The sequence below is a fragment of the Finegoldia sp. genome (assembly GCF_046991905.1).
In the GTDB taxonomy this organism is placed as follows: domain Bacteria; phylum Bacillota; class Clostridia; order Tissierellales; family Peptoniphilaceae; genus Finegoldia.
In genome coordinates this window covers 1-21,303 of sequence record NZ_JBKWZF010000004.1, presented here as the reverse complement: position 1 = coordinate 21,303, position 21,303 = coordinate 1, and the positions used below count along the sequence as shown (strand labels likewise).

Sequence of the window (21,303 nt, the reverse complement as noted above, 5' to 3'; positions counted from 1 at the left end):
AAAGGAGAAGAAAATGGATATATTTGAATCATTAAAATCAAAAATTTCAGGAAAAAACTTGAGAATCGTATTTCCTGAAGGAGAAGAACTAAGAATTTTGAAAGCAGTAGCTAGATTAAATGAAGAAAAAATCATAACTCCTGTTATTTTAGGTGATGAATCTAAAATCAAAGAATTAGCAAACCAAGAAAACTTGAACATCGAAGGTGTTAAAATCATCAACCCACTTACAGCAGATGATTTCGATGAAAAGGTAGAAAAATTTGTTGAAAGACGTAAAGGCAAAAACACTGAAGAACAAGCTAGAACAATGTTAAAAGATGTTAATTACTACGGAACAATGATGCTTTATTGCGACGAAGTAGACGGTCTTGTATCAGGAGCAGTTCACTCAACTGGAGACACTGTAAAACCAGCACTTCAAATCATCAAGACAAAAGAAGGCACTAAGCTTGTATCAGGAGCTATGGTAATGATAGGACCAAATGGCGAAAGATACGTATTCTCTGACATTGCCATCAACATAGAATTATCAGAAGAACAATTGGCAGAAGTTGGAGTTGTAAGTGCTGAAACTGCAAAACTTTACGACATCGATCCAAAAGTTGCATTCCTTTCATTCTCCACAAAAGGATCTGCAAAACACCCATTTGCAGAAAAAGTTGCCAACGCTACTAAACTTGCCCAAGAAATGGCACCAGAATTACCAATCGACGGAGAATTACAATTTGACGCAAGTATCGTGGAATCTGTAGGAAAACAAAAAGCTCCAGGTTCAAACGTAGCGGGACACGCAAATGTGTTCGTATTCCCAGATTTACAAGCTGGTAACATCGGATACAAAATCGCTCAAAGATTAGGCAAATTCGAAGCAATAGGACCAATCCTTCAAGGAATGGCAAAACCTGTTAACGACTTATCTCGTGGATGTAATGAAGAAGACGTATACAAACTAGCTCTAATCACAGCAGCTCAAGCATTATAACGTGAAAAACAACAGACTATTCACACTAATAACATATGTCGTATTCTTGTTGTTCTCGGGATTTCTAGTGGAAATAGCAATATCAGGAAAGAACTTAACAAGAATTATGCTAGTAGTTTTCGTAGCATCGTTATTAGTCGTGACTAAAATGATTTTCGACAGAAGAGATGAGGACATATCATCTTTGAAAGAATTGAGATTGTATTTGATTGCAAGTGCGGCAGTATCCATAATGGCGATTGTAAAATATCTGAAAGAATTTTCATTCACAAGGATATATATGCCATTTGCGTTTGCAATAATTATACACTTAATTTATACAGCAATATACAAAAATAAATCAAAAACACAAAGATAGGTGAAAGCCTATCTTTGTCTTTAAGGAGATAAAATGGAGTTAATTAATTTCATATATATGTTCTTCTTTTATGCAGTTTTTGGGTATATTTGGGAAGTGATCTGGGTGAGCTTTAACCAAAAGAAACTCACAAACAGGGGATTCTTATACGGCCCATTACTTCCAATATATGGGTTTGGAGCAGTGTTCATCACACTTTTTGTTGATCACGCAATAGAGAGATTTAACGATTCTTACATCGTAATATTTTTCTCGGGACTTATAATCGCAACGGCATTGGAGTTTATAACAGGATATTTAATTGAAAAAATATTCAAAGTAAGATATTGGGATTACACAGAAAGATTTATGAACATAAAAGGGCTGATATGCCTCAGATCATCACTGTTTTTCGGAGTTATGTCCATATTCATGATGAATTATTCCAATAAATACATACTTGAACTTACTGAAAAAATCAAAAACAGCAACTACAACTTCGTGATTTACATTCTTATAGCTATTTTTTCAGTAGATGTTGTAATTTCAGTAAAACAAGCTTATGGATTTAGGTATATAATTGAATACCAAGAAAAAATGGAAGCTTACTTGTACGAAGTTAAAAAAGATATTGAGCTCAAAGCGTTGGAAGGATCACAAACACTTGAAGCTGATTTGTCGGGACTTAAAAGTGCACTTCGTGACAGGATAGAACAAGTGGAAATCAAGAAATCTTTCATAGAAAACAGCGCCAAAATATTAGAAGACAGAATTGAAAGAGAAACCAACCTCAAAGAAAAGCTCAAAACTTTGTTGGATGAAAGAGTTGAAAGCGCTGAAAAGCTCGATCTAATCCACGATAGAATCGACAAAGTCTATGATCAAAGGCTTAAAAGATTACAAACTCACCAAAAAAACATACAAAGAGTTGCAAAGAGAAACGATATAACTTACAAAAAATAAAAATAAGCAGATGTCTTATATGGCATCTGCTTTTGTTGTACTCAAAACACATATTTATACAGAATTATTTTGCATAAAATTTCATTATTTCTTTAGCACATTTTTCGCTATTTTCATTATTTATTTCTAGCTCAAAATCTTTTGATTTGACTGCGTAATTGATGTCGTAGTATTTCGTAATCAAACTTTCTATCACATAATCGTAGTCTTCATCGTCTAATTTTTCAAGTAGAATTTTAGAATTGGACTGACCGATGTATTTGGATAGGTAAGTAATAGCCTTTCTGATATCATCAATGGCATCGGGATTTTTCAAATAATCTGATTTAATTCTCGCTATCCTTTCTTCAAGTTCACAGTTAATCATCACTTGGTGAGTTGAATTGTTGTATTTTTGCCTTAATGATTTAGGAATATTCACACTTCCTATTTTGCTACTTTCACATTCCACAAAAACAGGTTCATCATCGAAACTTTTTAGCTTATCGAACAACAAACTTTCGAACATTTTTTGCGATGGTTGATTTTCCAATCCGGCATTTCCGAGGATGGAGCCTCTGTGATTTGCAAGTTGTTCCAAGTTGAGGACATTTTTGTGAGAATTTTCTAAAATATTCAGAATTTCTGTCTTGCCAACACCAGTGTAGCCTTTGATATTTACGTATTCGTGTGAATTGATAAGCTTATCTAAGTTTTCAATAACATGTTTACGATAAGCTTTGTATCCTCCTTTTAGCCTGTAAATATCAAGCCCCATGGATTTCATTATATTAAAAAGCACCGTACTTCTCATAGATCCTCTGTAGCAGAATAAGCACACATTGTGATTTTTACTCAAATCAGACAACTTTACGTAAATGTCTTCAAGTTTTACAGATGCATATCTTATCGCCAATTTTTTCGCTGTTTCGTGATTTCCTGCATCGTAAATCGTTGAGATTTCCACTCTTTCGTCGTTGTTTAGTATCGGAATATTAATAGATCCTGGTATAGTTTCTTTCTGAAACTCGTACTCGCTTCTAACATCGACAAATATTATATTTTCCATATTTATAAGTTCTTCATAAGTATTTGCTACGAACATTTTGGCCTCCAAGGTACTAATTATACACCTTTTATTGCATTTGTAAAAGAGATTTGCAATAAAAAAGAACTTGCAAATAGCAAGTTCCCAATTAAAAATTAAAATACATTCTAATAAGTCCAAGTATCAGTATATGAACTGGATAGAATAGATAATTTACCAATTTGTTTTGTTTTCCACGTTCTCCGTTGTAAGTCACAGTAAAGGCGAATCCCAAGAAGGAATACACTTCTTTGATAATCGACAAATATCCAAGCCCAGCGGAAATCACTGGCTTGTCGTAGAAAATGTAGAACAAGTAAGCGAGAATTATCGCATGATAATCGTAGTCCAAGCTCAAATACATTGCCAAAAATCCGAAAACAGCGACGATTATTACAGAGAAAACGTACCAAAGTATCCTGTTTTTAAACTTATCTTTAATATAATCAATTATCCACACAGTTACAAGACACAAAGCCAACGTGAACATCATATTGTTCCAATACGGATCGAATAATACCTTTGATGTGAAAATATCGAACGGAACTTCGGAAATTATCCCGAATATCACCAAGTTTCTGAGGTATTTCGCCCTGTTGTGTGTCTTGAAAAAACCTTCAACAATGAAAAATATAAAAATAGGAAATGCAATTCTTCCTAATATCGATAGAAAGTTCGAGATATACAACAATGCTCCTTTTCCATTTAAAAAATGCGTTACAATCGAGTTGTTAACATGATCTATCAGCATCGATGTAAACGCAATGTATTTTAGTTGAGCCGCGTTAAATATCTGAAACTTCTTTAATTTATCGTGTTCAAATCTTTTATTTATATCCATTAGTCCTCCTTAAAATTTGAGTATACTGTATGATACAATAAATTGAACAAATTTGCAATATTTTCGATGAAAAAAGTTCAAAGCAAACACCGCTTTGAACTACTCAAATTTATTAATTGAAAAAATTTGATGAAGACAAGGCGATTTACATAGAAGGAATGGAAATTCGTGTATTAGACAGCGATTATTTACGTAAAATAATTGACTAGCTTTACCGATCGAAATTAACCAATACTTTACAATAAAATGTTTATTTTAGCTAAAAATATAATATAATATTATTATGGAGGAAAATATGGAAACCATAATAGTTTTGATGTTGATAGCTAAATGTTTGATGGATTTATATTTGAAGAGATTGTCCATTAAAAACGTTGGAGTGTTTGTGTTGATTTCGGTATTTTTGTATGCGATTTTCCGCATTACGAATACAACATCAATCTACGACTTTGCTTTATTACTTGGCTGTAGCGACATGATGGTTGATGATTTCAAAACTAATGAGGTGTACTGGATTAATGTTTTGTTTTTCATCATTTGTAGCATTATTGTTTCTGTGTTTTCGAGTTTTTTTCTGACGAGTTTTCTGCTATTATTGGTTATTTTGATGCTTAATTTTTTCACTAAGGAAAAGTTTATGGGTAATGTGGATTGTTTGATTATTCTAGGACTTGGTATGAGCAAAAGTTTCACTGATTTGGTGAGTTTTGTGTTTTATCTTGGGATTATTAGTGGAATCAGGGCTTTGATTTATATTCTAAGAAAAGAAGATAATGAGGAGATTGCATTTATTCCTGTGATTTGGTCTTCTTTTTTGTTGTATGTGGTGATGGGAAATGTTTTCTAGATTCAAAATGAAAGCTAAGGCATTCAGTTTAATAGAGGTGATGGTGAGCCTATTCATTATTTCTGTTGTGATTATGACTTGCGTTTTAAAATACGACTTCAAAACTGATGTTGCAAGTAGAAAAGAGATTAATACGCTTGTTAGCGATTTGAAAAGTGCCAGAAGTGTTGCGATGAATTCGGGAAGAAGTATTCAATTTCGATTCGACACAAATTACTATTATTTTTACGATTCTAACAAAGGTGAATTTATAGCAAAAAGAGAATTGAAAAACGGGACATTTCGATTAAATAAAGACAGGGCAAGTACGTTCGACCTTGAAAATATCGGCGCAAATATATCCAAGTCATCTGCAGCAACACATTTTCCGACTATTTATTACGAAACGAAAAACAAAACATACAGGATAAATTGTTACATAGCGACAGGGAGAGTGGATGTGGATGAGACGAAAAAATAAGGGATTTACACTGCTTGAGGTTTTGTTTGCATTGTTTTTGGTGAGTCTTTGTGTCGTAGTGTACTATCCACAGCTTAAAAATGTGATTAGCATGCAAGATAAATCCTACACTGAAAATGTTGTGCTACGTGATTTGGACAATTCTGTGGAATATATGAAAGCTCACGATGATGTGGATGATTCAATTGTTGATGAGCATTCAAAAGTCGTTGTAACAAAGGATGATGTGGGGGATTTGGTTAAGATAAATGTCAGTGTAACTAATGGAGATATCACGAAAGATGTGTCATTTTACAAAGAAAAGTAGGGGATTTACGTTGCTTGAAGTTATGGTGAGTTTGTTCATATTCTCCGTAGTGTTGGGTGTGATTTTCCTATCATTTAAGACTAATTTTAAAATTATGCAGTCGAGTTTTACTCTGAAAAATAACGTGGACGATGTCGACCACTGCGCATATTACATAAAAAATGAAATCGAAAGGTCGAGGTCTGTAATTACAGAAAAGCCAAATTGGACTCATTTTGACCAATCAATGGGATTTGTCCTAGTAAAATACATTGATGATAAGCAAAACTATGTGTATTTTACAAAAGAAAACGGCAAAATCATACGATACGCTTTTACAGATCCTAGTAGTTTTGATGATTTAAAAGAACACGGGCCCAACGGTAGGATAACTCAGAATAAAATCAAGGACAACGGTGATGATTTCACATTTAGTCATGACGACAACTACATTTATTTAAAAGAAAATGGAAAGAAACTGGTAGTCTACATCGGAGATAAGGTAAAATGAAACGAAAATCCAAAGCCTACATTAGCATTTATGCGCTATACATGATATTCGTGTTGATGATTGTCATTGCGTTTTTGATAGTTCAAGTGAAAAATATCAGAACTGTCAACTCCTACAAATACGACTACATTCAAGCCAAGGCGATTGCTTATTCAAAAACCAGAATCATCGATAAAAGAAATCTTTTTAACGAAAAGTTGAAGGAAAATTCTGGTAATGGAAAATTTGATATTCAGACTGCAGATATGCCTGAATTCAGTCGACCAACAGAGGTCAACTTTTTTACAGAAAAAGAAGGAGATACTAAAGTTTTTTCGTTTACAAGTGAGTATCCAAGAGATAGAGTTGCCGAAAATACCGAAAATTATCCGGAAGTTAATGGTTCAAGGGTGACTATTAGAATGGTGTATAAAAGGACGAATCCTTTTGAAAAAAGAATTATATCAGAAGAAAAAATAGATGAATTGTTGCAGGAAATCACCGAAGGTAAGAAAAGTATTGGGATAAAACATTGCTTTATATTTTCACATGATAACAAGACATACTACATAGATAAAAATATTGTCGATGAGAAATTCAAGAAATTTGTACAAGAAAAATCCCAACAAAAAGATACGGAAAACTCTGATGATAACAAAATTGAGATAGATGAAGAATTCCTGACTAAATTAGTAGAATTTTCAACAACAGAAAAAAACGTGCTTGTAGATTCAGAAGAAATTACAATATTTAACGACGTTACAATAGACGGTGTATTCATCGATAAAAATAACGTGTATTTTGTAGAAAACGAAAACACGAATAAACTTCCGCAAATTACAGTAAATGGAGTGCTGGTTTTGAAAAATCCCAGTACAATGAATTACACAGTAAAAGGAGAATATCTGTCAACTAAAGATGTCGACATAAAATTTACACGAGATACAACTGTATACAAGAGCAAGAAATACGAGTTTGCAGGTAGTTATTACAAATAATCGATGGAATGATTGAAACTAATCTTTGAAATGATGTATAATATAAATATGATAAGCGAAAAGGGAGGGTTTGCTTATGAACAAATTAAATAAAATTGATGAAATGAAAAGCAAACATTCTGAGCTTTTGGACATCACATACGAGATTTTTGAGTTTATGGGAGAAACATTGGATCTTCCCAAAAATCGTTTCAAAAACACAAAACACGGTTTACTTAAAATGGGGTTATTGGCATTTGTCATCACTGCAATTCTGGACTATTATTCAAGCTTTGACATAAGTTCATTCATTAGCAGAAATTATCTCATAGGCTACATTTATTTTGCAATTAGAACTGTGTTCATATATTTCTTCTCAATTATAAAATTCAAAATAATTTATCGAATAGCTAATAAGTTTTTCGTAAAAGATGACTGGAGAAAAGATGAAAACTACAGCGTATTGCTTTTAGTAATGCTACAAGCGGCAATCTCCATGGCATTTTATCCATTTGGAGTCTACATCGTAATAGTAGAAGCATTTTTAATATTGTTGTTTTTCATAGGACTTACCATCACAAACTTTGAATTTAAGAAACTACCTTACATAATAATCACATTCATGTCGTTGTACATTGGATTGAGATTTGTAAGACTATTCATCTACAACATAGCAGTAAATTGGATAGAAACGACAAACATTGTTTTCTTATAAAATAACGCTCACTATTGTGGGCGTTTTTTAATTGCATTACAAAAAATTAAAAAGGTAAGCATGAAGCCTACCTTTTTAAATAGAGAATTTTAAATGAAATGGTTAGTTAGCTAATTTGTAAGTGATAACAACAGGTGTTTTGTCAGCTGGAACAGAATCAGCCAAAGTGTATTTTACTCCGCCTTTTTCATCTGCGCCGATTAATTGATTTGCGTTTGAAGTTATTCCCAAAGGACAACTTTGTAAGCAAGTCATGCAGCCTGTGTTCATATCTTTTGCTGGTTTTTGGTTACCACCAAATCTGATGTCTAATTCTTTTCCTGAAGAATCTTTGATAACATCGTTGATTCCTAATTCATTGTCAGAACCTTGGAATTTGAAAGTAAGGTCAATCTTGTCACCTTTAACGGCTTCTTTTCCCATGTTATCCATAGTAACGTTGTTACCTGGTTTTGCACCGATTTTTTCCAATGCATCGTACAAATCATTTTGGTTTGCATAAGATACAAACATAGATTGTCCGTTGTTCTTACCAGATTTTGCTACGATAGCGTGCATTGTGCTTTCTTTTTTGAATTTATCATTAACTTCAGCGTAAACTTTGATTTGTTTGTTAGCTTCGTCAACAATCATAGGATTATCAGCTGTTGGTTCTTGAGCTTCTTCCTTCTTTTCTTCAGTTTTTTGTTCTGTTTTTTCTTCTTTCTTTTCTTCAGTCTTTTGTTCAGTTTTTTGTTCTGTAGAAGTTGTTTCCTTTTTATCTTCCTTAGAACATCCTGCGAAAACCAAACTTGCCATTAATAATAATGCCAAAATCTTAAATTTTTTCATTAAAGTCATCCCTTTTCTTAAAATTATACTTTTGTTCTTGATTCATCCATTAATACTATATCTTTATTTTATCATAGTTTTAGCTGTTCATTTATTGTAAAATCAAATAAATGACACACTATTTATAAATTTAGTGAATAAATGAAAATAATGTATAATATTTACAGAGGTGATTTGTGTGAAAAAATACGGAGAAGACGTGGCGATTGTCGAGGAAAATCCAGAAATCGAAAAGATTTACGACAATAATTTATCTCAAGGAGAAGAAATCATAATAAAAAAAGGAACGCCCACGATCAAGAAACTGTACTTTGAAGATGTCAACGGACAACCTACTATAAAAAAGGAAGAAATTATCGAACAAGGCTCTCCAACGATTATAAAAGTTGGAACAAAGGGGATTATTAACGATTTAAACTTGAACAAATCTGAAATGTAATGTGATAAAATTCCACGTTTGTGGTATAGTATTAATAGAAATGAATTGTTAAATTCATTCAAATTTACAAGGGGGAAAATTTATGGCAAGCTTAAAAGGTACAAAAACAGCTACTAATTTAATGGCAGCATTTGCAGGGGAAAGTCAAGCAAATATGCGTTATACATATTTTGCTAAAACAGCAAAAGAAGAAGGATACGTTCAAATTTCTATGATATTTGAAGAAACAGCAAGAAACGAAATGGCTCACGCAAAAAGATTCATGAAATTTTTGAGTGAAGATTTACAAGATGCTGAAATAGAAATCGAAGCAGGATTCCCAGTTCATTTAGGAGACACTAAGAGTAACCTTAAATCAGCAGCAGAAGGAGAACACTTCGAAAATTCTGAAATGTATCCAGAATTCTCCAAAATCGCTGAAGAAGAAGGATTCAAGGAAATCGCACGTGTATTCACTGAAATCGGAGAAGTTGAAGAAGCTCACGAAAAAAGATACAGAAAATTATTAGAAAACATCGAAAAAGAAAAAGTATTCGAAAGAGAAGAAGTATACTTATGGAAATGTAACAACTGTGGCTACATTCACGAAGGTAAAACAGCACCTAAGAAATGTCCAGCATGTGACCATCCACAAGGATTCTTCGAAATCTTCAAAGAAACTTATTAAACTAAGACAATCAAGCCTCAAAAGTTTTGTAACTTTTGGGGTTTTTTATGTGCGCTCGGCATGAGTATATTCTAACAGGTGTAAGTCCTAAGTGTGCCCAGTAGTGGGAAACAGATATCCGAAGGCAAGCGTGTCCATTGTGAGGTGGAATCTGAAGGAAGCACTAGGCAAACTCTTGGTCTGACGAATAGAAATCACATAAGGCAGTTACGTAGAATAAACTTGCACAACAAAGCAAAGTCCAATAACTACACGAAATACGTAAATGTAAATGTGGAAGATATATGAGAGGAAAGAATATGCCCTTACTCGAGGAGGTCTCACTAGCGCAAAAGTAGTAATAACGAATAGTGAGAAGTCAGCAGAAGTCATAGTACTAGGTAGACTTAGGAAAACTGAACTACAGGAGGTATAAATTTATGAAAGAAACTAATCATGACAAAGAAGGTAGAAAATTAACCAGACTAATCAAAGATAACTCGGAAAGTGAAAATAAATTAGCTGGACACAGTCATGAAAAGATTAACTCAAAAGAAAATACAAAAAATGAACTAAGTAATGTTCATATTAAACTGTAGAACAGCCGTATACGAAACCGTACGTGGTGGTGTTAGAGGACGGTAGATGAATGAATCATCTATCTCCTACTCGATTTTAAAAAAATCATTCTCGCTTTAAGATTTAAATATTAAAGAGAAATTGCAAACATCACAAAAATTAGAAAATTTTTCAAGAAAATTAGCTCATTTTTTACTAAAGATATTGACAATTATTAAAAAGTGGTATACAATATCTCTGTAATTATTTATCTATGGGTACCAAATAAATATTTGGTAGTTTTTATCTGATGACTATTGCTCGATAAAGAGCCTGGAAAGGATCTGATGTGATACTCTTATAGGCTAAAAAGAACAATAAGGTTCAGAGTTTTTACAAGAAAAAATCAGCAAACAAAAAAGCATCAAAACCAGAGATTGCAAAGGCAAGTTAAACTTGAACCGCAGTCTTTTTTTCGTGGTCAATTTTAACTTCCTAATTTCTAAACGGGGGAAGATAAAATGCTTAGTAGAATGCTAAAATTTTTCGGATTAACAAAAAAAGGATTACTTAAAATAATCCTAGGATGTGCAATAATGGCGTTCGCAGTAGTGAACGTACATAAACAATCAGGCGTAACTGAGGGCGGAGTGCTCGGAATGATGTTGTTCTTGAACAAAATCTTCGGATTGGATCAATCAATAACATCAGTAGTATTGGATGTGAGCTGCTACGTTCTTGGATTTTCAATAATGGGATTTGATTTTGTGAAGAAAGCTTTCGTAGCCACAATATCATTTGCCGTATTTGCGAAATTTTTCAATATTATAGGGCCAGTGTTACCAAGTATGTACGATATGCCATTGTTAGCAAGTATTGTCGGAGGAATCTGCATCGGATTAGGATGCGGACTTGTAGTAAGTGAAGGTGGAGCAGCAGGTGGAGACGACGCCTTAGCAATGACGATATCCACAAAATCGGGACTCAAAATATCATTAGCGTATTTGTTCTCTGATATAACAGTGTTGGCACTGTCACTTTTATACATTCCAGTTGACAGAATTATGTTCTCACTTTTGACAACTGTAATATCATCATTTTTGATAGGACAATTCGAAGTAGAACTACCAAATCCAGAAATCAAAATGGCAAATCAAGCCATATCAAAAGCTTAAATCAATCAAGCCTTGTGCTTGATTTTTTTATTGTAAGAAAATTTGGGTATATATAATTAACTGGAGGTTTTTATGGAGAATACAAAAAAACTAAAATTTTCTAATCTTTTGATTGCGATTTTACAAGGAGTTATCCTTTTACTTTTGTTCGTAATTCCAGAGCTTGTTGTTGGAGTGATTGGAGGAGTTGTTGCCAAATTTGTAGGATTTGATGGTAATTTCCAAGATTTTTATACGAAAAACGGGGCGGCTTTTCTTCTATGTGGACAAATCCTGAGGATTATTATTTTCCTTTTAATCATTAAATTTAGAACGAAGATTTTTCAAACGAAATACAATAGGGATTACTTAAAGAAAAGAAAGATTTCTTTTTCTGAAATCGTGAAGCTTTTCGTGGTGGGAATTGGTCTTATGGGTCTTATCAATATTACTGTTGCTTTGATGATGTATTTGAGTAAGTTTTTCCCACAAATTGTTGCAAGCCTTGATGTGTACAACAAGGCGTCAGAAGAATTGATGAAGGGCAATATGATGTTGTCGGTTCTTGCTATTACGATTTTCGCTCCGATTTCAGAGGAGTTGATGTTGCGTGGGACTTTATTCACAGAAAACGAATGACTTCTTCCTTATAAATGGGCGATTATTCTGAATGGGATTGTGTTCGGAGTGTTCCATTTTAATTTGTTCCAAGGAGCGTATGCATTAATCGGAGGGATTGTGATTTGTGCGGTGTATTATTACACAGAAAGCATCTACGCATCCATTCTTCTTCACACGATTAACAACACTTTCAGCATGGTTATTTCTTCGAATGAGGCTGTGGTTCAAAGTTTTTCTTCGATTTTTGGAATTGTAATGCTTGTGTGTATGGTTTTAATGTTTGTTTTCTTGAAAGATTTTAAAAAGAAGAGAGAACTTAGACATTTGAATTACGAAGATTTAAAAGAATAGATTTGAAATTATCGATAAACCTTGATGCGTAAATACGCATTGAGGTTTTTTATTGTGAAATTGTTGGTGTTGATTTTTTTGTTGAAAAACTATAGTATAATAGCAGTAAGTGAGGTTAGATTATGATTTATTTGGATTATGCGGCGACATCTTTGAAAAGGGTGGAACTTATTGAATATATTATGAATAATATGACGGATTTTGATGCGAATGCTGATAGTATTCACAAAATGGGAAGACTTGCGAAGAAGACTTTGGAGAATTCCCGTCACGAGATTGCGAAGTTTTTGAATACTTCTGATGATAGGATTGTGTTCACAAGCGGTGCGAGTGAATCCAACAATTATATTATCAATAATTTTTCTTATGAGAATTACGATATTATCACATCACGAATAGAGCATCCATCTATTTTGAATCCACTAGATCACAACAAATCTAATGTAATTTTGATAGATGCACAACAAAACGGTGTGGTTGATTGCGATGAAATTATTCGAAATATCGCACCTAATACAAAGCTAATTATTCTTCAACATGTAAACAATGAAACGGGAGTTATTCAACCTGTGAAAAAACTTGGAGAATATTTGAAGGATACGGAGATTTGGTATCATATCGATGCGACTCAATCCGTGGGTCATTTGGATGTCGATGTTGAGGATTTGCACTGCGATTCGTTGTCGTTTTCAGGACACAAACTAGGAGGACTCAACGGATTCGGCGTGTTGTATATAAGGAAGGATTTGGATAATCTGATTTATGCAGGTGAGCAAGAAAATTACAGAAGAGGTGGCACTTCTTTTGTGATGGGGGCTTATACTTTGGAGAAATCTCTTTTAAAATCTGCAGAAGAACGTGAGTACATTGCAAATTTGAAGAAGATTTTCATTGAAAATATCCATTTTGATTATGAAATTAATGGCAATGTGGATAATTCTGCATCTCATATTTTGAACTTGTACATTCCATTTGAGAAGAATGATTTTTTGTTGACTTATTTGGATATGCACGGAATTTGCGTGTCGGCGGGGTCTGCTTGTTCTGCAGGTAGCATCACGAATTCACATGTGATTGAAAATATGTACGACGGACAAAGGGCAGAACATTCGGTGAGGTTTAGCTTTGGATTTAAAAATACAGAAGAAGAAATATTGAAAGCGGTAAATGTGTTAAATGATTTGTACGAAAAAGGAAAATACAATGGATAATTCGAAAATAAAAGTAGTAGTAGGAATAAGTGGGGGCGTGGATTCGTCAGTGGCAGCACTTTTGTTGAAACAACAAGGATATGATGTCGTGGGAATTTTCATGAAAAATTGGGACGAAACTGATGATGATGGCGTCTGCATGGCAGAAGAAGATTACAAGGACGCGGTGACTGTTGCGAATGAAATCGGCATAGATTATTATTCGATTAATTTTGAGAAAGAATACTACGACAGAGTGTTCACTTATTTCTTGGACGAATACAAAAAAGGCAGGACTCCCAATCCCGACATAATGTGCAACAAGGAAATCAAATTCAAAGCGTTCTTGGATTTTGCGATGAAACTGGGCGCAGATTATGTGGCGACGGGTCACTATGCGAGAATTGAACGAGGTGATGACGGAGTGAAGCTACTTCGTGGGCTTGATAATAACAAAGATCAGACGTACTTTCTAAGCCAACTTACACAAGACCAAATCAAAAACGTAATGTTTCCAGTTGGAGAACTTCAAAAAAAAGAAGTGCGTGAGATAGCGAAGAAATATAACTTGGCTACGGCTGACAAGAAAGATTCTACGGGAATTTGTTTCATCGGAGAGAGAAACTTCAATGAATTTTTGTCACATTATTTACCAGCAAAACAAGGAAACATAGTAGATGTCGATGGAAATATAATGGGCAAACACAACGGACTTATGTATCACACAATCGGTCAACGAAGAGGGCTTGGAATTGGCGGAGACGGAGCAGCGTGGTTTGTGTGTGGAAAGAATTTGGAGAAAAATGAATTAATAGTATGCCAAGGAGAAGACAACCCACTATTGTATTCAAACAAATTATACGCAAGCCAATTTGAAACATCGCTAAATCATTTGGATAGAAATGAGTTCGATTGCACAGCAAAATTCAGATACAGACAAAAAGACATCAAAGCGCACGTCAAATTCATCGACGACACGCATGTGGAAGTCACATATGACGACACGAAAGCTGTAACACCAGGACAAGCAGCAGTGTTCTACGACGGCGAAGTGTGCATAGGATCTGCGATAATAGATGAAGTGTACAATGGAGATAAAAAATTAATGGTATAAAATAGTCCACTAGGTTGTAAAATCTGGTGGATTTTTTAAATTGTTACAAAATGTCAAATAGTGAATAAATTGACGATATTTGTGGTAAATATTGTATAAGAAGGAGAGTAGACTATGCAAAAACAAGAAATAAAAGAAGCAATTGATGTGTGTGACGATTTAATAATAAAACTTGAAGATGTACTTAACGATTTGAAATCAGCGAAAAACTGGGCTATGGCAGATTTTATATTCGGCGATGGCATGATTGGTTTTTTCAAGAGAAGCAAAATGGAAAAAGCACAAAGCAAACTTCACTTAATCGAAAATCTTTCACTTAGATTAAAAAAAGAATTGTCAGACATTCACGTGGAATTGGAAGACTTCGGTGATTTGTATTCAATGAAAGATTTTATGCTAGACATTGTGTTCGACAATCCGTTCACAGATTGGAGAATCAGAAAAGAAATCAACCAAGTGTACGATTCAACGTATGAATATTTGGAAAATATTGAAATGTTGAGAGATAGCTTAACAAAAGAATACAATAAATTGTAAAAATATTTTGGGATAGGTGTTTAAGTTTAATAAAAAGGTTTTCACAAAAGGAGGAGTATCATGAAAAATGATAAAAAATTTACAATTGTGTCAATACTTTTTGCAATATCACTTGTGTGCAATGCGTATTTTCTAACTAACATGACAAAGGCTGACGACGCAGACACTCATAGAATAATTGAAAGATACGTACAAGAAAATCCGGAAAAAGAAGACGATACTTTAATTAAAGCTACATTAGAAAAGTTTGCCAAGGACGAAGAACATTTGGTATTGACTCAAGATGGCAAAGACGTAACAAAACAACACGAAGATAAGTTGTTGGAATTCAACAAAAACCAAGACTATAAAGCAGCCAAAGAATACGTCCTCAATGAAAACATATCAATCGGTTATTCAGATGACAATATAAAATAGACAATTAGTAGTTAAGTATATCATTAAAATCTACTATGAAAACAAGAAAAATAATTTTAACGTTAATACTTGCTTTTATTGCGGTAGTGTTATGTATAATATATGTTGCAAAATCGAATAAGACTATTAGTGATTTATCTGAAATGAGTTCATCAATTGAAGATTATACAATAAAATTTAAAAGCGATAGAGGTTTCGGAAATGATAGATTTGACATATATTCTTTTTCATTGAAGAGTCAGGATAATCTCAAAGATTTTAGGCAAAAGAATGACGAACTCGATCAGATTTTTGATAATAATTTTGAGACTATGGTGGTATCTAAACAAGAAAAAAACAATCAAATACAAGAATTAAAAGTAGATATTGAGAAATTAAAAAATTCAAAGCATATACTTTATAAGTATATTGAAGAAGATGGAACAAAAAAATTATATTTGTATGATAAAAATACCAATAAAGGTTATTGTATGATATTGACAATATAAAATAGAAAACAAAAATAGCAGCTCATGGCTGCTATTTTACTTTACTACGACTTGTACTCCTTTGAGTATGTCGAATGTTTCTTTGTTTAGTTTTTCATCGAAGCTATCAGTCAAGTTCTTGTCGACTATTACAGTTGCTTCTGGGTTGAATGTTTTGGCGAGTATTGCGTTGGAAAGTACGCAGATGTTGGATACAAGTCCACACAATTCTATTTCAGAAAATTCGTGTTCTCTTAAGTAATCGCAAAGTTCAATGCTACCAAATGTTGGTTTTTCGATGAGTATGTCTTCTTTTTCTACTAATTCAGCTACTTTTCCATACAATTTGTGTCCGTTACTTCCTTTGATGCAGTGCTCTACTGGAAGAAATTTGCCTTCTTGTGTGTTCAAATAATTTTCTTCGTGAGTATCGAATGTGAAGATTATTTGTTCGTTATCTTCCCTTGCTTTTTTGATTCTGTCACAGATTTTGTCTTCTAATTTGGATGCATCGTCAAAGCCCAATGCTCCGTCTACGAAATCATTTTGAAAGTCTACTACGATTAAAAGTTTGTCCATTTATCTCTCTCCTTTAAGTTATTATATCTCAAATACAAAATTTTTTACAATAAGTGTTTAAATTATCAAAAGATTGGTATATAATCATAAAGGTTAGGAAAATAAAATTAAACAATCAATCGGCAGAAAAATAATGTTTGGTTGATTTTTATGAAGGAGAAATTATGGACAAAATATATATTACTGGTCACAAAAACCCTGATACGGATTCTATCTGTGCGGCGTTAGCTTATCAAGAGTTGAAAAAAAGAACTGGCGTGGAAAACATCGAGGCTATTAGAATTGGCGATGTTAGCAGGGAAACTCAATTCGTGTTGGATTATTTCGGAGTAGAAGCTCCAACTTTCATGGATTCTATGAAGCCACAAATCAAAGACATTAGCTTTGATGCTGCAATGTGCGTATCGCAACATGCAAGTCTTTACAAGGCGATGAATTTGATGCAAGAAAAAAAGGTAGCTAGTTTGCCTGTAATCGACATTGAAGAAAGACTTCTTGGAGTTGTGTCCTTGTCAGACATTACAAAATGCTACATGGATGTGTGGGATGACCAAATCCTATCTCATTCAAATACTCCAGTTGAAAACATCATCGACGTTTTGAGTGCAAATATTTTGAATATTCCAGCAGAAGACAGAGCTTTGTCAGGCAAAATGGTTGTTGGAGCGATGGATCCAAAACAAATGGCAAAGTATTTGGAAGAAAATGATATTGTGATTTTGGGCAACAGAGAAGACTCACAAGTAGATGCCATAGACAAGAATGTGTCCATGATTATACTTACTGGTGGCAACAAATTAAATGATGAGTTGTTACAAAAGGCAAAACAAAAAGACATCATTGTAATCTCTACAGAGTTTCAAACATACATGGCAGCACGTCTTCTTCCACAATCTGTGCCGGTAAATTACGTAATGACAAGAGATGAAGTGGTTAATTTCACATTGACAGACACTGTTGAAGATGTCAAAAACACAATGTCCAAAACAAGATACAGATCATATCCAGTAGTGGATAATCAAAACAAAGTTGTGGGAAATATTTCCAGATATCACGTTATTAACGAAGAAAAGAAAAAGCTAATATTGGTGGATCACAACGAAAGAAACCAATCAGTTGATGATATGGAATGCTGCGACATCACAGAAATCATTGACCACCACAGAGTTGCAAATGTCGCTACACAAAACCCAGTTTATTTCAGAAACGAACCAGTTGGTTCAACTTGTACAATTCTTTCCAAAATGTTCTTGGAAAAAGGAATTGTCCCTACAAGACAAACAGCGGGATTGTTGTGTTCAGCGATAATTTCCGACACATTGTTGTTCAGATCTCCAACTGCAACAGAAACAGACAGAATGATATTAGATAGAATGGCAAAAATCGCAAACATCGACCCAGAAGAATTTGCGATGGAAATGTTCAAAGCAGGAACATCTTTAGAAGGAAAATCACCAGCAGATTTGTTAAACACTGATGTGAAGACATTCAACATCGAATCATACACTTGTAGAGTAGCACAAATCTTCTCCATGGATTTGGATAATCTTGGCAAAATCAAAGACAGTTTACTTGAAGAAATGAACAAAATTAGAAACGACAAGAAAGAAGCTACATTTGTACTAATTCTTACAGATATCTTCAGAGAAGAAAGCGAAGTTTTGGTTTCTGGAATGTTCCAAGAACAATTAGCAGGTGCCTTCGATACTAAAATCGACAACAATTCATTCTTGGCAAAGGGACTTCTTTCAAGAAAAAAACAAATGATCCCAAAACTTAACCAAGCTGTGTTAAAATATATCCAAGAGAATTAATTTGAAAGGGAGAGATAAATTGAAAATTACAATTTTAGGGGCAGGAGCAATGGGTTGTATGCTTGCAAAAGCAATCGAATCTCCTGGTAACGAAGTCAATTTAGTAGATCCATATGAAGCTCACATGGAAAAAATTAGAAAAGATGGAATCAGAATTATCGACAGAACTGGTGGCGAAAGCACAGTAAAAGTAACATCTGCTAGTACATCATCAGAAAATTTGGAAATCCAAGATGTAGTTGTAATTCTTGTAAAAGGATACGACACAGAAAAGATTTTGACTGAAAATATGAACATCGTAGGCGACAAAACAGTCGTAATGACACTTCAAAATGGTATCGGCAATGTCGACATTTTGAAAAAGTACATCAAAGAAGAAAACATCGCACAAGGAATTATGTTCATCTCTGCATCTATCGAAGAACCAGGAGTTATCAGTGCAGGATACGATAGCGACAAAATCAACGTAATATTTGGCGCTATCAATGAAAACCACGACGATAAATTGTTCCACGAAATCGAAAAAGCATTCAGCATGAACGACATCAAAACAGAATTAAATCCAGATGTAGACAGAATTATGTGGAGAAAATTATACATCAACGCAATCTACAACCTACCTTGCGCAGTAATGCATTTGTCCACAAAATACACTAGAACTGACGAAAATTCTGTAGCAATTTTAAAAGCTATCTCAGACGAATTCATAGCCGTTACTGACAAATTGGGCTACAATTTCGACGGCGACAAGCTTTTCAGAAAATACGTCACAGATGCATTCGAAGAATACGGAGATATATTGCCATCTGCAGCACAAGACACACAAAAACACAGAAAAACTGAAGCAGAATTCTTGAATGGAGCAATCGTAAGACAAGCGAAAAAACTTGGACTTGAAGCACCAGTTAATGAAACAATCTACAGATTAGCAATGGTTCAAATGAACAACTACGATAATATGTTTAGTTTGTAAAATAAAATACGACAATTATTGCCACCAATAATTTTGGAATTTATCCAATTTTATTGGTGGTTTTTGTTTGTTAAAATAATAAATCAAATAATTCAACATTAAATTTATTTAGAAAAAGTGTTGTGTTTTTTTAGAAATTTTTTTATAATAAAAAAGCGATATTGATAATCAAAACCATCCATGAGGTTTGAAAAAGTTTTATGATGATATCATGCGCAAAAATTTCTTATAGAAAGGGAAAATATGGATAGAGATAAATTAAAAAAATATTTATCTTTTACTCTTGCTACATTAGTAACAGTTGCGATGGCGTTTTCTATTATTTCTTATAATAAAAAACACAAGATAAATTACGCTACAAACAACAAAACACAAATAGCATCTGGTAGTAATGTAGAGGGATTAAAAGATGGAGAATACGAAGGAAATAGCCAGGGATACGGTGGAGATTTCAAGGTCAAAATTAAAATAAAAAATGGAGAGTTGTCGGCGATTAATGTCGTAACAAACAATGAAACACCTGAATATTACGAAAAAGCATCTGTAATTATTGCGCAGATTTTGGAAAAAGGAAACACAGATGTGGACTCGATTTCAGGAGCGACGATTTCGTCTGAAGCGATCAAAAATGCTGTAGAAGATGGACTACATAAAGCTGGTTCAAAAAAAGAAGCACCAAAACTAGCACAAAAAACACAAAAACATAACACACAAAATGTAGCCACAAAAGGACTAAAAGATGGAGTGTACGAAGCAAGTTCCAATGGTTATGGCGGAAGATTATCGGTAAGAGTTACTGTAAAAAATGGCAAATTGACTGATATTGATGTGATTTCAAATAACGAAACGCCGTCGTATTTTAACAGAGCATCTTCTGTGATCGACAGAATTTTAAGCACAGGAAGTGTGAATGTGGATTCTGTTGCAGGAGCGACGATATCTTCAAACGCAATCAAACAAGCAGTATCCAAAGCGTTGGCACAAGCAGGTTCCAAGGAAAAAGCGAAGATTTCAAAAGTAAATCCAAACGCAAAATCAGGCAAGAAAAGCATCAGAAATCTTGTCGGAAAAATTTCCGTAGGAAGCAAACAAATAAAAGATGGTCAGTATATAGGAGCTGCACAAGGTTTCAACGGTCCAATCAAAGTAAGAGTTACAGTAAAAGAAGGATCCATTGCGAAAATAGAAATATTATCTCATCACGATGATAATCCATATTTCCAAAGAGCTTCTCGTGTAATTTCGAAAATTCTTGGAAAACCTGGGAAAGCAGTGGATACAGTATCACAAGCGACATACTCAAGCAGAGGAATTATAAATGCAGTCAACAACGCATTGTCAAAAGCAGGAGTAGCGCCAAATATATCAAAGGAAAAATCAAAAAATTCTAAAGGAAAATCTTCTGGAAATAAAAACCAAGAAAAAGAAAATAACAAAAAAACACAAAACAACCCAGAAAATAATTCAAAAACGAATAACAGCAGTAAAATAAATGACGCAAAACTAAAAGACGGTCAATTCACAGGAGTTGCACAAGGTTTCAACGGGCCAATCAAAGTAAGAGTTACAGTAAAAGAAGGCTCAATTGCAAAAATAGAAATATTATCTCATCACGATGATAATCCATATTTCCAAAGAGCTTCTC

At 33.8% G+C, this 21,303-nt stretch carries 27 protein-coding genes; 23 read left to right on the top strand and 4 right to left on the bottom strand.

Annotated elements, in window-relative coordinates; translation table 11 throughout:
* The first annotated feature begins 13 nt into the window (after window positions 1–13).
* From pta to ACLUJM_RS02965, 3 genes are all read left to right on the top strand, one after another.
* Window positions 14–985, top strand: a complete 972-nt coding sequence (gene pta / locus ACLUJM_RS02975) for a phosphate acetyltransferase (RefSeq protein ID WP_412412104.1) — start codon at window positions 14–16, stop codon at window positions 983–985.
* Window positions 986–1,052: 67 nt separating this feature from the next.
* Complete coding sequence (locus tag ACLUJM_RS02970) at window positions 1,053–1,343, top strand: hypothetical protein (protein ID WP_412412103.1); 291 nt, start codon at window positions 1,053–1,055, stop codon at window positions 1,341–1,343.
* Window positions 1,344–1,376: 33 nt separating this feature from the next.
* Window positions 1,377–2,285 (top strand): putative ABC transporter permease, encoded by a 909-nt coding sequence (locus ACLUJM_RS02965; protein WP_412412102.1) that lies wholly within the window; start codon window positions 1,377–1,379, stop codon window positions 2,283–2,285.
* 64 nt (window positions 2,286–2,349) lie between these two features.
* Here ACLUJM_RS02965 and mnmH read toward each other — a convergent pair whose 3' ends face one another.
* Window positions 2,350–3,369 (bottom strand): tRNA 2-selenouridine(34) synthase MnmH, encoded by a 1,020-nt coding sequence (gene mnmH / locus ACLUJM_RS02960; protein ID WP_412412101.1) that lies wholly within the window; start codon window positions 3,367–3,369, stop codon window positions 2,350–2,352.
* A gap of 91 nt (window positions 3,370–3,460) precedes the next feature.
* Entirely contained in the window at window positions 3,461–4,192 is a 732-nt protein-coding gene (locus tag ACLUJM_RS02955) for a TraX family protein (protein WP_412412100.1), read from the bottom strand.
* Window positions 4,193–4,487: 295 nt separating this feature from the next.
* Between ACLUJM_RS02955 and ACLUJM_RS02950 the strand changes: the two genes are divergently transcribed.
* The 6 genes from ACLUJM_RS02950 to ACLUJM_RS02925 all read left to right on the top strand — a co-directional run bounded on the left by ACLUJM_RS02950 (window position 4,488) and on the right by ACLUJM_RS02925 (window position 7,967).
* Window positions 4,488–5,039 (top strand): hypothetical protein, encoded by a 552-nt coding sequence (locus tag ACLUJM_RS02950; protein ID WP_412412099.1) that lies wholly within the window; start codon window positions 4,488–4,490, stop codon window positions 5,037–5,039.
* On the top strand, window positions 5,029–5,499 hold the full coding sequence (locus tag ACLUJM_RS02945) for a Tfp pilus assembly protein FimT/FimU (protein ID WP_412412098.1): 471 nt from the start codon (window positions 5,029–5,031) through the stop codon (window positions 5,497–5,499). The genes ACLUJM_RS02950 and ACLUJM_RS02945 overlap by 11 nt, the downstream gene beginning before the upstream one ends.
* Entirely contained in the window at window positions 5,483–5,806 is a 324-nt protein-coding gene (locus tag ACLUJM_RS02940; protein ID WP_412412097.1) for a type II secretion system protein J, read from the top strand. The genes ACLUJM_RS02945 and ACLUJM_RS02940 overlap by 17 nt, the downstream gene beginning before the upstream one ends.
* Complete coding sequence (locus ACLUJM_RS02935) at window positions 5,781–6,296, top strand: type II secretion system protein J (protein ID WP_412412095.1); 516 nt, start codon at window positions 5,781–5,783, stop codon at window positions 6,294–6,296. Before ACLUJM_RS02940 ends, ACLUJM_RS02935 begins: the two co-directional genes overlap by 26 nt.
* A complete protein-coding gene (locus ACLUJM_RS02930) occupies window positions 6,293–7,273 on the top strand; it encodes a hypothetical protein (protein WP_412412094.1) in 981 nt (326 codons plus the stop codon). Before ACLUJM_RS02935 ends, ACLUJM_RS02930 begins: the two co-directional genes overlap by 4 nt.
* A 76-nt stretch (window positions 7,274–7,349) precedes the next feature.
* A complete protein-coding gene (locus tag ACLUJM_RS02925; protein WP_412412093.1) occupies window positions 7,350–7,967 on the top strand; it encodes a hypothetical protein in 618 nt (205 codons plus the stop codon).
* 102 nt (window positions 7,968–8,069) lie between these two features.
* On the opposite strand, the gene ACLUJM_RS02920 is transcribed toward ACLUJM_RS02925, so the two are convergent.
* A complete protein-coding gene (locus ACLUJM_RS02920; protein WP_412412092.1) occupies window positions 8,070–8,798 on the bottom strand; it encodes a YdjY domain-containing protein in 729 nt (242 codons plus the stop codon).
* A 178-nt stretch (window positions 8,799–8,976) separates the two neighbouring features.
* Here ACLUJM_RS02920 and ACLUJM_RS02915 point away from each other — a divergent pair, with 178 nt between their 5' ends.
* The 11 genes from ACLUJM_RS02915 (at window position 8,977) to ACLUJM_RS02865 (ending at window position 16,313) form a co-directional block, all read left to right on the top strand.
* Window positions 8,977–9,237: a G5 domain-containing protein gene (locus ACLUJM_RS02915; RefSeq protein WP_294685300.1), complete on the top strand. Its 261-nt coding sequence runs from the start codon at window positions 8,977–8,979 to the stop codon at window positions 9,235–9,237.
* A gap of 82 nt (window positions 9,238–9,319) precedes the next feature.
* Window positions 9,320–9,904: a rubrerythrin gene (gene rbr, locus ACLUJM_RS02910; RefSeq protein WP_294685299.1), complete on the top strand. Its 585-nt coding sequence runs from the start codon at window positions 9,320–9,322 to the stop codon at window positions 9,902–9,904.
* Window positions 9,905–10,323: 419 nt separating this feature from the next.
* Entirely contained in the window at window positions 10,324–10,482 is a 159-nt protein-coding gene (locus tag ACLUJM_RS02905) for a hypothetical protein (protein ID WP_158521241.1), read from the top strand.
* A 480-nt stretch (window positions 10,483–10,962) separates the two neighbouring features.
* Entirely contained in the window at window positions 10,963–11,616 is a 654-nt protein-coding gene (locus tag ACLUJM_RS02900) for a YitT family protein (protein ID WP_094226106.1), read from the top strand.
* Window positions 11,617–11,688: 72 nt separating this feature from the next.
* A complete protein-coding gene (locus ACLUJM_RS02895) occupies window positions 11,689–12,234 on the top strand; it encodes a hypothetical protein (RefSeq protein WP_412412091.1) in 546 nt (181 codons plus the stop codon).
* Window positions 12,235–12,255: 21 nt separating this feature from the next.
* Window positions 12,256–12,567 (top strand): CPBP family intramembrane glutamic endopeptidase, encoded by a 312-nt coding sequence (locus ACLUJM_RS02890; protein ID WP_412412157.1) that lies wholly within the window; start codon window positions 12,256–12,258, stop codon window positions 12,565–12,567.
* Between the two features lie 122 nt (window positions 12,568–12,689).
* Window positions 12,690–13,778 (top strand): cysteine desulfurase family protein, encoded by a 1,089-nt coding sequence (locus tag ACLUJM_RS02885; protein WP_412412090.1) that lies wholly within the window; start codon window positions 12,690–12,692, stop codon window positions 13,776–13,778.
* Window positions 13,771–14,871, top strand: coding sequence for a tRNA 2-thiouridine(34) synthase MnmA (mnmA, locus tag ACLUJM_RS02880; protein WP_412412089.1), 1,101 nt, complete (start codon window positions 13,771–13,773; stop codon window positions 14,869–14,871). The genes ACLUJM_RS02885 and mnmA overlap by 8 nt, the downstream gene beginning before the upstream one ends.
* Window positions 14,872–14,985: 114 nt before the next feature.
* Window positions 14,986–15,408: a hypothetical protein gene (locus tag ACLUJM_RS02875; protein WP_094223995.1), complete on the top strand. Its 423-nt coding sequence runs from the start codon at window positions 14,986–14,988 to the stop codon at window positions 15,406–15,408.
* Between the two features lie 60 nt (window positions 15,409–15,468).
* Window positions 15,469–15,825 (top strand): hypothetical protein, encoded by a 357-nt coding sequence (locus ACLUJM_RS02870; protein ID WP_412412088.1) that lies wholly within the window; start codon window positions 15,469–15,471, stop codon window positions 15,823–15,825.
* A gap of 35 nt (window positions 15,826–15,860) precedes the next feature.
* Window positions 15,861–16,313: a hypothetical protein gene (locus tag ACLUJM_RS02865; protein ID WP_412412087.1), complete on the top strand. Its 453-nt coding sequence runs from the start codon at window positions 15,861–15,863 to the stop codon at window positions 16,311–16,313.
* Between the two features lie 36 nt (window positions 16,314–16,349).
* Here the strand turns inward: ACLUJM_RS02865 and ACLUJM_RS02860 are convergent, their stop codons facing one another.
* Window positions 16,350–16,871, bottom strand: a complete 522-nt coding sequence (locus ACLUJM_RS02860; RefSeq protein ID WP_412412086.1) for a cysteine hydrolase family protein — start codon at window positions 16,869–16,871, stop codon at window positions 16,350–16,352.
* Window positions 16,872–17,035: 164 nt separating this feature from the next.
* Here ACLUJM_RS02860 and ACLUJM_RS02855 point away from each other — a divergent pair, with 164 nt between their 5' ends.
* The 3 genes from ACLUJM_RS02855 to ACLUJM_RS02845 all read left to right on the top strand — a co-directional run.
* Window positions 17,036–18,685 (top strand): putative manganese-dependent inorganic diphosphatase, encoded by a 1,650-nt coding sequence (locus ACLUJM_RS02855; protein ID WP_316529714.1) that lies wholly within the window; start codon window positions 17,036–17,038, stop codon window positions 18,683–18,685.
* A gap of 19 nt (window positions 18,686–18,704) precedes the next feature.
* On the top strand, window positions 18,705–19,658 hold the full coding sequence (locus ACLUJM_RS02850; protein WP_412412085.1) for a ketopantoate reductase family protein: 954 nt from the start codon (window positions 18,705–18,707) through the stop codon (window positions 19,656–19,658).
* A 243-nt stretch (window positions 19,659–19,901) separates the two neighbouring features.
* The coding region (locus ACLUJM_RS02845; protein ID WP_412412084.1) for an FMN-binding protein at window positions 19,902–21,303 on the top strand (1,402 nt) is incomplete at its 3' end.